A 13,572-nucleotide genomic window follows, 5' to 3' on the forward strand; every position below is an offset into this window, starting at 1 on the left:
GGATTTTTGTCTTTGCTTTTGCCTGTTTGTTTGCTATGGCGGGAAGTTGGCGCAGGGGCGGGGCCCCTGCGCGCGAGGGAGTGGTGTATCAGTCGTCGAGCAGCGCCTTGTTGCGTACTGCGCCCTTGTCGGCGCTGGTAGCCAGCAGGGCGTAAGCTTTCAGCGCGGTGCTGACCTTACGCGGGCGTGGTGCGGCTGGTTTCCAGCCTTTGGCGTCCTGCGCGGCGCGGCGTTTGGCCAGTTCTTCATCCGACACCAGCAGGTTGATGCTGCGGTTGGGGATGTCGATCAGAATGCGATCGCCGTCCTCAACCAGGCCGATGGCACCCCCAGCGGCGGCCTCGGGTGAGGCGTGGCCGATTGACAGGCCACTGGTGCCGCCAGAGAAGCGACCATCTGTCAGCAGGGCGCAGTCTTTGCCCAGGCCCTTGGACTTAAGGTAGCTGGTGGGGTAGAGCATTTCCTGCATGCCCGGGCCGCCTTTCGGACCTTCGTAACGAATGATCACGATGTCGCCCGGCTTCACTTCGTCGGCCAGGATGCCTTTGACGGCGCTGTCCTGGCTCTCGAAGATTTTGGCGTTGCCTTCAAACACGTGGATGGATTCGTCTACACCTGCGGTCTTGACCACACAGCCATCGAGCGCGATGTTGCCGTACAGCACAGCCAGGCCGCCTTCCTGCGAGTAGGCGTGCTCGACCGAGCGAATACAGCCCTCGGCGCGGTCATCGTCCAGGCTGTCCCAGCGGGTGCTCTGGCTGAACGCGGTTTGCGTCGGAATGCCAGCCGGGCCGGCGCGGAAGAAGGTGTGTACCGCTTCGTCGCTGGTCTGGGTGATATCCCACTGGGCGATGGCGTCGGCCATGGTCCGGCTGTGTACGGTGCTGACGTCGGTGTGCAGCAGGCCACCACGGGCCAGTTCGCCAAGGATGGAGAAGATGCCGCCAGCGCGGTGCACGTCTTCCATGTGGTATTTCTGAATGTTCGGCGCCACCTTGCACAACTGCGGTACCTTGCGCGACAGGCGGTCGATGTCGCGCAGGTCGAAGTCGATTTCGGCTTCCTGGGCGGCAGCCAGCAGGTGCAGGATGGTGTTGGTCGAACCGCCCATGGCGATGTCCAGCGTCATGGCGTTCTCGAACGCCTTGAAGCTGGCTACGTTGCGCGGCAGAACCGACTCGTCACCTTCGCCGTAGTAGCGCTGGCACAACTCGACCGCCAGACGGCCGGCGCGCAGGAACAGTTGCTCACGGTCGCTGTGGGTCGCCAGCGTCGAGCCGTTGCCCGGTAGTGACAGCCCCAGTGCTTCGGTCAGACAGTTCATCGAGTTGGCGGTAAACATGCCGGAGCAGCTGCCGCAGGTCGGGCAGGCGCTGCGCTCGTACTCTTCGACCTTCTCGTCGGAGCAGGAATCGTCGGCAGCGACGACCATGGCGTCAACCAGATCCAGACCGTGGCTGGCCAGTTTGGTCTTGCCGGCTTCCATCGGGCCGCCGGAGACGAACACCACCGGGATATTCAGGCGCAGGGCAGCCATCAGCATGCCGGGGGTGATCTTGTCGCAGTTGGAGATGCAGACAATGGCGTCGGCGCAGTGGGCATTGACCATGTACTCGACCGAGTCGGCGATGATTTCGCGGCTGGGCAGCGAATAGAGCATGCCGTCGTGACCCATGGCGATACCGTCGTCGACTGCGATGGTGTTGAATTCCTTGGCGACACCGCCGGCCTTCTCGATTTCACGTGCGACCAGCTGGCCCAGATCCTTCAGGTGAACGTGTCCGGGCACGAACTGGGTGAAGGAGTTGGCGATGGCGATGATCGGCTTCTTGAAGTCTTCGTCCTTCATGCCGGTAGCGCGCCACAGGGCGCGGGCGCCGGCCATGTTGCGGCCGAAGGTGGATGTTTTCGAGCGGTAATCAGGCATGACGGAATTCTCGTGGTGTAGTGCAGTCGGGCAAGCATACCAATTCACGGGGCGGCATGCAGCCGTGTCGCGGGCTCGGCATGTAGTCTTTTTGAGTTACAGAGCATTGCGGCGAGATGTTGTGTTGATATCGAGCGCGCTTTTTCGGCCTCTGGATCAGTAAGGAGCGGCGGTAAACAGGAAGCGCTCCGGCAGCCCGGTTTAATCGTGGGCGGTTGCCGTCGGGCAGATAAAAAAAGTAAATGGAGACGACGCCTGTGCAGACATTGCTTTCGAGTTTTCCTGCCTTGCGGCTGGCGCTGACAGCGGTGGTGACAACGTCCTTTTCCCTGGCCGCCTGCCTGTCCGGTGTCGGTGGCTCATCTTCTGATGGTAGCGCGAAGGTGGAAGAACCAGCCGATTTGCGCACCACCCTCGCCGGCCATCGTTGCGCCGAGTTGGCTGACCTTGGGCGCTAGCCACACCTCGGAACTGGCCTATTTGTTCGGTACTGACGATTCCTTCAGGCTGCGCGGCGCAACCGACGATCAGGTCGCTCTGGCCGATATCATGAGCCGTGCCTGGACTACCTTCGCCCGTTCGGGTAGTCCAGGTCACGAAGACCTGAACTGGGTGGATTACGGTGATAGTGCCGGTGGCATGGTCTCGTTCGAGACGCCTGAGGTACAGCCTCTTTCCCGTTCGGTGTTTCGCAGCGTGCATCGCTGTGACTACTGGACTCCCTAGGTCTGATACGACCTGTCTTGTTCTCGGAGGTGGGCCGGAGACGGTGTTCCGGCCCACCTCTGGCGTTACCGCAGTACGAAGCTGTAGCTGAGGATGGCGCGTACCTCGTCGACATCGCGCTGGCCGGCGACTTCGCTGCGCAGGCTGGCGTGGCGCAGGGAGATGCCAAGGTCTTTCAGGTAGCCACTCTGCACCTTGTAATCCACACGCAGGTCGCGTTCCCATTCGCTGTCAGCCCCGGCAACGGCGCTGTCCACATCGGTGCCGCGCAGGTAGCTGGCGGTCGCCTTCAGGCCGGGCACGCCGGCGGCGGCAAAGTCGTAACCGTAGCGTGCCAGCCAGGTACGTTCACCGGCACGCTGGAACTTGCCGATCTGCGAGTCGGTGATCAGGTAGGCGGTAGCACCGTCGCCGTTGTTGATGAACGGGAAGTTGCTGTTGCCGCTCAGGTGCTGGTAGCCCAGGCCCAGGCTGTGGCCGCTCTGGCTGAAAGTGAACAGCGCACTGGCCGCCTGGTTGTCAACTTCACCGTTGTTGTTGAAACCGCTGGCGCCGTAGCCCGCACGCCGGTCGTCGTTGGCGCCGTGGGCATTGCTGTCGAAGTAGCGCAGGTCGGTGGTCAGCTTGCCGTCGCCCAGGGCGAGGTTATGCACTGCTCCGAGGTAGTGCTGGCGATAGTAGTCCTTCAGCTCGGCGAAGTAGTAGGACGTGGTCAGGTTCTCGGTCAGGACGTAGTCGCCGCCGGCGTAGCGGAAGCGGTCGACCCGTTCGCTACCGCCGGCAATGCGCAGGTCATCGTAGTCACTGGACGCGCGGCCGCTGGCCTGACGAATCTCGCCGACGGTCAGCTTGAGTTTGTCGATATCGCCGGAACTTATCTGTGCGCCGCGGAAGGTTTGCGGCAGCAGGCGACCGTCGTTGTACGTCAGAACCGGCAGCTTGGGCTGCAGTGCACCATAGCGCAGTTCAGTGTTGGCGATGCGCGCCTTGGCGGCAAAATCGATGCGGCTGAACTCGTCTGCGGCGCGGCCATTGCTGTCGAGCGGGAACAGATTGCCGGGGTTGCGGCTGCGGTCGGCCTTGCTGGTGCGTCCGCCCGAGTCCAGGCGAATGCCCAGCTGCGCTATCGCATCAAAGCCGAGGCCGACAGCCCCCTCGGTGTAGCCCGATTGGAAGTTGAGGACAAAACCCTGGCCCCATTCCTCACCATAGGACGGAGCGGCGTCGCCGCTGCGGTTGTCCTGGTTGAAATAGAAATTGCGGGTATCCAGGGTGGCCTTGCTGTTTTCGATCAGCGCGCTGGCGGCGGCAGAGTGGGACAGGCCGAAAAGGCTTGCGGCGATGGCGCTGGCAAGGGTGTGGCGTTTCATTGGAAGCTCCGAAGTAGAGTGGGCGTGCCGCGCTTGGGCTGTCGGCATTTGCACTCTGGAGGTAGGCTTCAGGGCTCGGGCGGAACAGAAGTTGCGGCATCGCTGTTCAGGCGACGCCGTAACATAAGTGAAATATTTAGGTTCTATAAGGAATAAAAAGTTATTTTCTTATAGCTTTTTTTCAAATACCTTTGAGTTGCGCTGCAAGTTGTACAGTGCCGCCCGTTTGGCAGGCAGCCGCTCTACGCTGCTTGGTTCGAAGCCGCGTTCGCGGAACCAGTGAGCTGTACGGGTCGTCAGCACGAACAGGGTATCGATCTTCAGGCTGCGTGCCTGACGCTCAATGTGTTGCAGCAGCTGATCGCCCCGGCCGCCCTGGCGGTAGGCCGGGTCGATCGCGACACAGGCCAGTTCTGCAGCGCTGGAGCCTTCCAGCGGGTACAGCGCGGCGCAGCCGATAATGCGACCGTCCCGTTCGATCAGGGTGAACTGGCCGATTTCGGTCTCCAGGACTTCGCGTGAGCGGCGCACCAGAATACCGGCCTCTTCCAGCGGGCGCAGCAGCTCCAGCAGCCCGCCGACATCGTCGATGCTGGCGCCGCGAATCTGTTCAAAGGCTTCCTGACTGACCAGTGTGCCGCCGCCGTCACGGGTGAACAGCTCGGTCAGCAGAGCGCCGTCCTCGGCAAAACTGACAATATGGCTACGCCGCAGACCGGCGTTACAGGCCTTGCAGGCCGCCTGCAGCAGGGTGCCGGGCTGGCTGTTGCCGAGCTTGGCCAGCAGTGGCGCGGCGCGGGTAGGCTTGAGTTCACGCAGCAGTTCGCCATCCTCGTCCCGGATGCCGGTATCCTCGCCAAACAGAATCAGCTTGTCGGCGCCCAAGGCAACGGCCACGCTGGTGGCGACATCTTCGCAGGCCAGATTGAATGCCTCGCCGGTTGGTGAGTAACCGAGGCTGGAGAGCAGCACGATATTTTGCTCGTCGAGATGGCGGGTGATGGCCTTGCGATCGATCCTGCGCACTTCGCCGGTATGGTGGAAGTCGACCCCGTCTACCACGCCAATGGGCTTGGCGGTAACCAGATTGCCGCTGACCACCCGCAACCGGCTACCCGATTGCTGGGCGCACAGGCGCGCTTCTATGGCGATGCGCAGACTGCCGACAGCATCAATCACGCAGCTGAGGGTATCAATGTCGGTAACACGCAGGTCATTGTGATACTGCGAACGAATGCCGCGCAGGGCCAGTCGTTCCTCAATCTGCGGGCGTGAACCATGCACCAGCACCAGACGCACGCCAAGGCTGTTGAGCAGCATGATGTCGTGGATGATGTTGTTGAAATTGGCGTGGATCATGGCTTCGCCCGGCAGCAGCAGCACGAAGGTGCAGTCCCGGTGCTGGTTGATGTAGGGCGTCGAGTGACGGAACCAGTTGACGTAGTCGAGCATGCGCGGTGTTCCAGACAAAAGAGCTATTAAAGGGGTTTGCGGGTGAGGCTTCAAGCAGCCCTGTTACTGCAGGCAAAAGCGTCGGATCAGCCCTTGCAGCAGATCGATGGTGGGCTGCAGGCGGTCCAGGGCGAGAAACTCGTCCGGCTGGTGCGCCTGATCGATATCCCCGGGCCCCAGAATCAGTGTCTGCATACCGAGCTGGTTGAGATATGGCCCCTCGGTGGCGAAGGCGACAGCACCGGCGCTTTGCCCGGTCAGCTCTTCGCAGGCGCGGACGATCGGCGCATCAGCGGGGGTCTCGAAGGCCGGCACGCCGGGAAACAGCGGCTTATAGTCGATCTGTACCTGGTGTTCGGTGGCGATCGGCAAAAGCCGTTCGCGGATCGCCGCGCGCAGTTCGTCGCCGTTCATGCCGGGTAGCGGGCGGATATCGAACTCCAGCGCGCACTTGGCACAGATCCGGTTCGGATTGTCACCGCCATGAATGCAGCCCAGATTCAGTGTCGGGGTGGGCACGCCGAACAGCGGGTTGCTCCAGCGTTTTTGCCAGCTACCGCGCAATTGCAGCAGGTCGCTGATGACGGCATGCATGGCCTCCATGGCATTGTGGCCAAGGCCCGGGTCGGACGAGTGACCAGCCTGCCCGATGATGTCGATGCGCTCCATCATGATGCCCTTGTGCAGGCGAATTGGCCGCATGCCGGTGGGCTCGCCGATGATCGCGTGGCGTGCCTGGCTAAAGTCGGCTGCCACCAGTGCCCGGGCGCCGCTCATGGAGCTTTCCTCGTCGGCAGTGGCGAGGATGATCAGCGGGTGTTTGAACGGCTGGTTCAGGTAGCTGCGCACCGCTTCGATGATCAGCGGGAAGAAGCCCTTCATGTCGCAGCTGCCCAGTCCATACCAGCGGTTGTTTGCTTCGGTCAGGGCGAAGGGATCGTGCTGCCAGCGCTCCGGATTGCAGGGAACGGTGTCGGTATGGCCGGCCATGACCAGGCCGCCGGGGCCGCTGCCAAAACTGGCGAGCAGGTTGGCCTTGCCGGGCTGATTGGCAATCGGCAGGATGCGGCATTCAAAACCCAGATCGCTCAGCCAACTGGCCAGCAGTTCTACTACGGGTAGATTGCTCTGATCCAGGTCTGCCTGGGTGCAGCTGATCGAAGGGAGCCTCAGCAGGGCGTCGAACTGATCCTTCAGTGGCGGCAAGGGCATGGGCAACTCCGGTTGAGGCGGGTGTTCTGCCTGTCAGAACACCCGACGCACGTGTTGCTTCAGCTTACGCCGCCGCTGGCGGATAGTCAGCTGAAAATCCCGGTGAGGATATAGAAATAGATGATGGAGAGAATGGCGCCGGCTGGCAGGGTAACGACCCAGGAGCTGAAGATGGTGCCGATCACGCGCAGGTTCAGCGCGCCAATGCCGCGGGCCAGGCCGACCCCGAGGACCGCCCCTACCAGGGTGTGGGTGGTAGAGATCGGCAGGCCGATGCTAGACGCTCCGACGACCGTGGTGGCAGTAGCGAGTTCGGCTGCAAAGCCGCGGCTCGGCGTCAGTTCAGTGATGTGTTTGCCGATGGTGGCGATGACGCGGTAGCCATAGGTAGCCAGACCAACAACGATACCGATTGCGCCAAGCAGCAGAACCCAGCCGGGTACCAGCGACTTGCTCGTCACTTCGCCGCCGGAGTGTAGTACTCCCACGATGGCGGCCAGCGGGCCAACGGCATTGGCGACGTCATTGGAACCGTGGGCGAAGGCCATGGCGCAGGCGGTGAAGATCATCAATACCGCAAACACCTTTTCCACACTGGCGAAGTGGAAGGTTTTGTCCGCTTCCGGGTCGGCCTTGATGCGGCTCAGCAGGGTCACACCCAGCCCGGCAACCAGTATGCCGGCAATCACGGCCAGCCCAAGGCTTTGCCAGCCGCTGAGGTTGAGGCCGATGTGCTTGAGGCCCTTGGTCAGGGTCAGGATGGTGACGACAAAGCCAACCGCAAACATATAGAAGGGAACGTAGCGCTTGGCGTTGCTGAAGGGGTTTTCGGTATCGAGAATCAGCCGGTGCACGCTGATGAAGATCATGAAGGCAACGATGCCTGACAGTAGCGGCGAGATGACCCAGCTGGCGACGATCGGAGTGACGCCTTCCCAGTGCACGGCTTCCATCGAGACGCCGACTGCACCAAAACCGATGACTGCGCCAATGATCGAGTGGGTGGTCGATACCGGCCAGCCCTTGATCGAGGCGACCAGCAGCCAGGTGCCGGCGGCCAGCAGTGAAGCCATCATGCCGAACACCATCTGATCGGGGCTGATCGCCTCTGCATCAATGATGCCGCTGCGGATGGTTTGGGTTACCGATCCGCCGGCCAGGTAGGCGCCGAGAAACTCGAAGACGATGGCAATGAAGATTGCCTGCTTGATGGTCAGCGCGCGGGAGCCGACCGAAGTACCCATGGCATTGGCAACATCGTTGGCGCCGACGCCCCAGGCCATGAAGAAGCCGAAAAGACAGGCAAGGATCAGCAGGATGGAGCCGTACTCTGCAATCAGGGTCATATCTCTAATACTCTAAAACGGGTGCATGGGCTGGCGGCTTTCCGTCAGGACGGAAAGTCCGTCATGGTGCTGCTGGCCGTTCGGTCGCTTCCTAGCGGGCCATCAGCAGTTCCAGGCGGTTACCGACGCGCTGGGCGCGGTCGGCGACATCACCAATCCATTCAATGATCTGGTACAGAAACATCACATCAACCGGTGGCCAGTCCTTCTCGAGCTTGAACAGCTGCGCACGCAGACCGATCTGCATGTTGTCGGTGTCATGCTCGATGCGGTCCAGTTCCTCGATCAGACGCTCGACCAGGGTGACCTCGCGGCCGGCAAATCCGGTTTCCAGCAGCTCGTCCAGCTCGTTCATGGCCTTCAGTGCCTGAGCCGCGGCATCGATCGAGCGCTGTACAAACGCGCGGAAGTCGGGGAACAGGCTTGGCGGAATCACCATACGGCGGCCGAACATCAGGCCGGCGATATCCTTGGCACGGTTGGCGACTTTGTCCTGTACACTGAGCAGCTCCAGCAGATCGGAGCGCGGTACGGGCAGGAACAGGCTCTTGGGCAGGTGAACACGGACATCCTTCTTCAGTTTGTCCGCTTCGCGTTCAAGCTGGGCCACCTGCTTTTGCAGGCGCTCTGCTTCGGTCCAGTCCTCGGCCTGCAGTGCGTCGATGAAGGGCAGCAACTGGGCCGCGCATTCGTGGGCCTTGGCAATGTGCTGCTGCATTGGGCCGATCGGTGAACGACCGAACAGAGTGAGGAACGGATTGTGTGGCATGACGCCTCCCGCTGGAATTGAGGCCGCAGAGTATAGGTGTTGAGCTTGCAGCCGTCATCAAATTGAAAACAATTGAACACTTTTCATCGTTGGCATCGACTGCCGACGGTGTTGCCGAGAATGTCCCATGGTCAAAGAAACCGAAATCAAGCTGCGCGCCAGTGCCGATGTACTGGCAGCGCTGCGCGCCCATCCGTTGCTCAATGAGCGCCGTCAGGGCGACTGGCAAAGCGGCCCGCTGTACAACCAGTACTTTGATACAGCCAACCGTGATCTCGCCGCCGCCAGGGTGGCGCTGCGGTTGCGCCGCGATGGCGACACCTTTATCCAGACGCTCAAGAGCCGGGGACAAAGTGTCGCAGGTCTGTCCGAGCGCAACGAGTGGGACTGGTATCTCAAGAAAGGTGAGCTGGATCTGGGTCTGCTGGACGACAGCTGCTGGCCGGCCGAGTTGGCCGAGCTGGACAAGACCAGCCTGCAGCCGGTGTTTACCACCGATTTTCAGCGTACCCGCGCGCAGCTTTGCTGGGAGCGCGATGGCGAGAGGGTCGAGGTCGAGGCGGCGCTGGACGAAGGCGAGGTGCGAACCGACAGCGGCAGCGAGCCGATCAGCGAGCTGGAGCTGGAGGTGCGTCAGGGGCCGGCGGTTGCACTGCTGGAGCTGGCACATGCGCTGGCCCGCGAACTGCCTCTGATGCCATGTGATATCAGCAAGGCTGAGCGTGGTTATCGGCTGTTTGACGCGCGCAGTTTCAGTCTGCGGCTGGAGCCGCCGCGCTGGCAGGCGGATACCGTCGTCGACGAGGTTATCGCCGAGCTTTTCAGTCAGTTGCTGGGCCGCGTTCAGCGTCTGGCGGAACAGTATCGCCATGCCCGTCAGTGGAAGCTGTTCCGTGAACTGACCGATGCGCTGGCACAACTGCGTGCGGCCTTTGCCGTGTTCGATCTTGCGTTGCCGCGCTCTGCTGCAAGCCCCTTTGTCGGCCCGCTGGATGCCCTGTTGGCCCTGTTTCAGCCGCTGGTACTGGCGGGCTGGGCCGATGATGCCGAAGGTGAAGCGGCTCGCCGTGCGGCGGAAGCCGAGTTTGATCGTCAGCTCGAACAACCGGGCTGGGGCGCCCTGTTCGTTGAGCTAGCGCTCTGGCTGCAGCAGCGCAGCTGGACGCAGGATCGCCCGCCGCGCGGTGATCGGGTGGCAGGCCTGGCGCTGGAGCGTTGGCTGCTGGCAGCGGTCGGTAAGGAAATCCAGGAGCTGCGTGTGCCGCACAATAACGACTCCGAGCATATGGCTAGCGAGTGGCTGGATCAACTGCCTCGGCTGGGCCGTCTGCACATGTTGCTGGCCCAGTTTCGGCAGTGGCTCGATGTATCCGAACCGGACCGCCTGTTCGGTGAGCTGAACAAGCTGCAGGCGCTGCTTGAACAGTATCCGCAGGTCGCTGACGAGCAGCGTGACCTGCTGTTGGCCGCGCTGCGCAAACAGGGTGTGCGCCTGCGCAGACTCAACGCCTGGCGTGAACTGAACAACTGACAGCTGGCTGAAAGGCGGCTGCCGGATCGCAGCCGTGAAACAAGCGAACGGACGGGTAGGGGAGCAGGGTATGAAGAGGTTGGCGGATCTGGCAATACCGGGTACTGATCGGCCGCTGGATCTGGGTGATTTTCTTAACGCGCTGGTCGCGCAGGGGCGTATCAGTCAGGACAGCGCCGACCACCTGGTTACGCTGCGCCGGGCGGCCGTAGGTGATACCGCTAAGTTGCATCCGCTGGAATTTATCGCCGGTCAGAACGTCGATGACCTGGGGCGACCCGGAAAAAAGCTGGACCTGGACAGCCTCAGTCGCTGGCTGGCCAGCGAGAGCGACCAGCCCTGGTATCGCATTGATCCGCTGAAGATCAACGTGTCGGCGGTGACACCACTGATGTCCTTTGCGTTCGCCCAGCGTCACCGGATTCTGGCGGTGGAGGTGAATGATCGGGAGGTCACAATTGCCAGTGCCCAGCCCTTTGTCCAGAGCTGGGAAGACAACCTGCGGCATGTGCTCAAGCGCGATATCCGCCGGGTCATTGCCAATCCGGAAGACCTGCAGCGCTATTCGGTGGAGTTCTATCGACTCGCTCGCTCCGTGACCGGCGCCAATGCGACCGATCAGAAGGCCAGCGGTGTCGGCAACTTCGAGCAGCTGCTTAACCTGGGCAGCATGAGTCAGGAGCCGGACGCCAACGATGCCCATGTGGTCAACATCGTCGACTGGCTGTTCCAGTACGCCTTCGAGCAGCGTGCCAGCGATATTCATATCGAGCCGCGGCGCGATTCCGGTTGCGTGCGTCTGCGTATCGATGGCGTGCTGCACACCGTTTATCAATTTCCGATTCAGGTCACCATGGCGGTGGTCAGCCGGCTGAAAACCCTTGGCCGGATGAATGTGGCGGAGAAGCGCAAGCCGCAGGACGGCCGGATCAAGACCCGGGCGCCGAAGGGCAATGAAGTCGAGCTGCGGCTCTCGACCCTGCCGACCGCCTTTGGCGAAAAAATGGTGATGCGGATCTTCGATCCGGATGTGCTGCTGCGCAGTTTTGATCAGCTGGGCTTTTCCGCTGAGGATCAGCGCCGCTGGCAGCAGATGGTCAGCCAGCCCAACGGTATTGTGCTGGTCACCGGGCCGACCGGCTCCGGCAAGACCACCACTCTGTACACCACGCTCAAACAGCTGGCCACGCCGCAGGTCAACGTCTGCACCATCGAAGATCCCATCGAGATGGTCGAGGACAGCTTCAACCAGATGCAGGTCCAGCACAACATCGACCTCAACTTTGCCAGCGGCGTGCGCGCGCTGATGCGGCAGGACCCGGACATCATCATGGTCGGCGAGATTCGCGACCTGGAAACCGCCGAGATGGCGATCCAGGCTGCGCTGACCGGGCACCTGGTGCTGTCGACCCTGCACACCAACGATGCACCCAGCGCAGTCAGCCGGCTGATTGAACTGGGCGTTGCGCCCTATCTGATCAAGGCTACAGTGCTGGGCGTGATGGCCCAGCGACTGGTGCGCACGCTGTGCCCGCACTGCAAGGCGCTGGCACCGGTGGACGCGGAGGCCTGGGTGGATCTGACCCAGCCGTGGAGTGCACCGCTGCCGACCCGTTCGCACGCCGCTGCGGGCTGCCTGGAATGCCGGGAGACCGGCTATCGCGGCCGCGCGGGTGTTTATGAGCTGATGATGCTGAGCGATGGCATCAAGGCGCTGATACATAACGACACCGACATCGCGCAGCTGCGGCGTCAGGCCTACAAGGAAGGGATGCACAGTTTGCGCCTGTCCGGCGCGCAGAAGGTCGGCGCAGGTCTTACTACCATTGAAGAAGTGCTGCGGGTGACGCCTAACAGCCAGCAGGGCTGATCGCGCCGGACCCGTGCGGGCCCGGCGTCGCGTGGCTTAGAACGAGCCGACGACGTGCATGGCCAGCCAGGCGGCCGGCTCCTCTCCTTCGCTGGTTGCGTTGGCACTGACGATCAGCTTGAACGGCGAGAGCGTCCAGATGCCGCCGACCGAGGCGCGTACCCAGCTGTCTTTGGCGCTGCTGACATCGATTTCAAAATTGTCGATACCGCCCAGCGTGCCGCGCACATTGGAGCTCGACTCATCGAAACGGTGTACGGCTTCCAGGCCCGAGGTCAGGCTGAAGGTGGGTGTCAGCGGTTTCAATGCGTTGACACCGGCACGTGCCTCCGAGGTCGACAGATCGCTGTCGGCGAAGACCGCCGGGGCCGCCCCCGAGCGCTCACTGTAGCCATCCAGCTCTGCCTTGCTGTGGGACAGTTCGACGAAGGGCGACAGCCCGGCGCCGGCCAGCGAGCTGGCGTTCTCCCAGTCGGTGCGCATACGCAGCGCCCAGGTGCTGGCGTCGGTCTTGCCGACCGAGCTGTCTGCCACATCGTTGCTCAGGTAGCCGCGCTGAAGATCCAGATCGGCCTCACTGTAGTAAACGCTCAGGGTGGCCCAAGCGTTATTGCCGAGCAGGCCCAGCGGGCTGATCAGCTCTACGACGGCATACTTACCGCGCTGATCCTGGGTGCCGCCAAATGCAGTGTCCTGCTTGCTCCAGGACTTGCCTAGGCCGACGCCGATCTGGGCGCGACTGTCATTGATCACCCAGCAGCCACCCAACTCGGCCAGCTTGAGTGAGCCGTCTCGCTGCGCGTGATTGTCGGTGGCCCAGTCACCCGAGGCCCACAGGCAGGAGTCTTTGCCTGGCTCGGCGCGCATTTCCAGCGGAGTGCCGTGACTGCCGTGCAGTACCAGCGATGACTGCGTGATCGCACCTTGCAGCAGCAGCGGCTGCTCGGCCAGGCTCTGCAGGCGCGAAGGCGTCAGCACAGAGCGCAATACCAAATGCAGGGTCGACTCTTTCTGGATGTTGTAATCGCCCAGTGTGCGACCTTCCTCCAGCTGCTTGCCTGCAAAAATCAGGCGCTGATTCTCAGGCAGGATGTTCGTCTTGTCCTGAATCTTGGCTTTGACGTTGTCGATGGTGTCGTTTGATTCCACTTCCAGTGCAATGTTCTGCCCGGTCAGGGTTCTGACGAAAATCTGCATGGCAAAGCTGGGCAGGGAGGCGCACAGCAGCAGTGCGGCGAGAAGGGTATTGAGGATCGGCTTCACGTGGACGTCCGTGTGTGGTTGTTTGATGGCAAAGTGCCAAATGTACGCCTTGTCGGTCGCGGTTGCACGCGCTGGTGCACGGTCGCGCGATGCCATCGCTAGATGC

The 13,572-nt window shown here is 62.0% G+C and carries 11 protein-coding genes; 4 read left to right on the top strand and 7 right to left on the bottom strand.

Going from position 1 to position 13,572, the window contains the following annotated elements; translation table 11 throughout:
- Positions 1–88: 88 nt before the first annotated feature.
- The gene (gene ilvD / locus ACZ5WQ_RS17005; protein WP_338213137.1) at positions 89–1,927 is read right to left on the bottom strand and encodes a dihydroxy-acid dehydratase; all 1,839 of its coding nucleotides are present in this window, start codon (positions 1,925–1,927) and stop codon (positions 89–91) included.
- Positions 1,928–2,184: 257 nt separating this feature from the next.
- Between ilvD and ACZ5WQ_RS17010 the strand changes: the two genes are divergently transcribed.
- Positions 2,185–2,385 carry a hypothetical protein gene (locus tag ACZ5WQ_RS17010; protein ID WP_464382731.1) on the top strand — a complete coding sequence of 67 codons (201 nt, stop codon included), beginning with the start codon at positions 2,185–2,187 and terminating at the stop codon, positions 2,383–2,385.
- A gap of 22 nt (positions 2,386–2,407) precedes the next feature.
- Positions 2,408–2,653 carry a hypothetical protein gene (locus tag ACZ5WQ_RS17015; protein WP_464382732.1) on the top strand — a complete coding sequence of 82 codons (246 nt, stop codon included), beginning with the start codon at positions 2,408–2,410 and terminating at the stop codon, positions 2,651–2,653.
- Positions 2,654–2,718: 65 nt separating this feature from the next.
- Here ACZ5WQ_RS17015 and ACZ5WQ_RS17020 read toward each other — a convergent pair whose 3' ends face one another.
- From ACZ5WQ_RS17020 to ACZ5WQ_RS17040, 5 genes are all read right to left on the bottom strand, one after another.
- Positions 2,719–4,023 (bottom strand): OprD family porin, encoded by a 1,305-nt coding sequence (locus ACZ5WQ_RS17020; RefSeq protein ID WP_233048998.1) that lies wholly within the window; start codon positions 4,021–4,023, stop codon positions 2,719–2,721.
- A 168-nt stretch (positions 4,024–4,191) separates the two neighbouring features.
- Positions 4,192–5,475 carry an amino-acid N-acetyltransferase gene (gene argA / locus ACZ5WQ_RS17025; RefSeq protein ID WP_228245420.1) on the bottom strand — a complete coding sequence of 428 codons (1,284 nt, stop codon included), beginning with the start codon at positions 5,473–5,475 and terminating at the stop codon, positions 4,192–4,194.
- A 63-nt stretch (positions 5,476–5,538) separates the two neighbouring features.
- A complete protein-coding gene (gene argE / locus ACZ5WQ_RS17030; RefSeq protein WP_464382733.1) occupies positions 5,539–6,687 on the bottom strand; it encodes an acetylornithine deacetylase in 1,149 nt (382 codons plus the stop codon).
- An 86-nt stretch (positions 6,688–6,773) separates the two neighbouring features.
- Positions 6,774–8,033, bottom strand: a complete 1,260-nt coding sequence (locus ACZ5WQ_RS17035; RefSeq protein WP_464382734.1) for an inorganic phosphate transporter — start codon at positions 8,031–8,033, stop codon at positions 6,774–6,776.
- A gap of 91 nt (positions 8,034–8,124) precedes the next feature.
- Positions 8,125–8,802: a TIGR00153 family protein gene (locus tag ACZ5WQ_RS17040; protein ID WP_228245417.1), complete on the bottom strand. Its 678-nt coding sequence runs from the start codon at positions 8,800–8,802 to the stop codon at positions 8,125–8,127.
- 127 nt (positions 8,803–8,929) lie between these two features.
- Here ACZ5WQ_RS17040 and ACZ5WQ_RS17045 point away from each other — a divergent pair, with 127 nt between their 5' ends.
- The gene (locus ACZ5WQ_RS17045) at positions 8,930–10,333 is read left to right on the top strand and encodes a CYTH domain-containing protein (RefSeq protein ID WP_464382735.1); all 1,404 of its coding nucleotides are present in this window, start codon (positions 8,930–8,932) and stop codon (positions 10,331–10,333) included.
- A 79-nt stretch (positions 10,334–10,412) separates the two neighbouring features.
- A complete protein-coding gene (gene tfpB / locus ACZ5WQ_RS17050; protein WP_464383665.1) occupies positions 10,413–12,203 on the top strand; it encodes a type IV pilus assembly ATPase TfpB in 1,791 nt (596 codons plus the stop codon).
- A 36-nt stretch (positions 12,204–12,239) separates the two neighbouring features.
- Here tfpB and ACZ5WQ_RS17055 read toward each other — a convergent pair whose 3' ends face one another.
- The gene (locus ACZ5WQ_RS17055) at positions 12,240–13,562 is read right to left on the bottom strand and encodes a ubiquitin-like protein (protein ID WP_464382736.1); all 1,323 of its coding nucleotides are present in this window, start codon (positions 13,560–13,562) and stop codon (positions 12,240–12,242) included.
- Between the last annotated feature and the right edge of the window lie 10 nt (positions 13,563–13,572).

This window comes from Halopseudomonas sp. T1L2 (assembly GCF_055397385.1).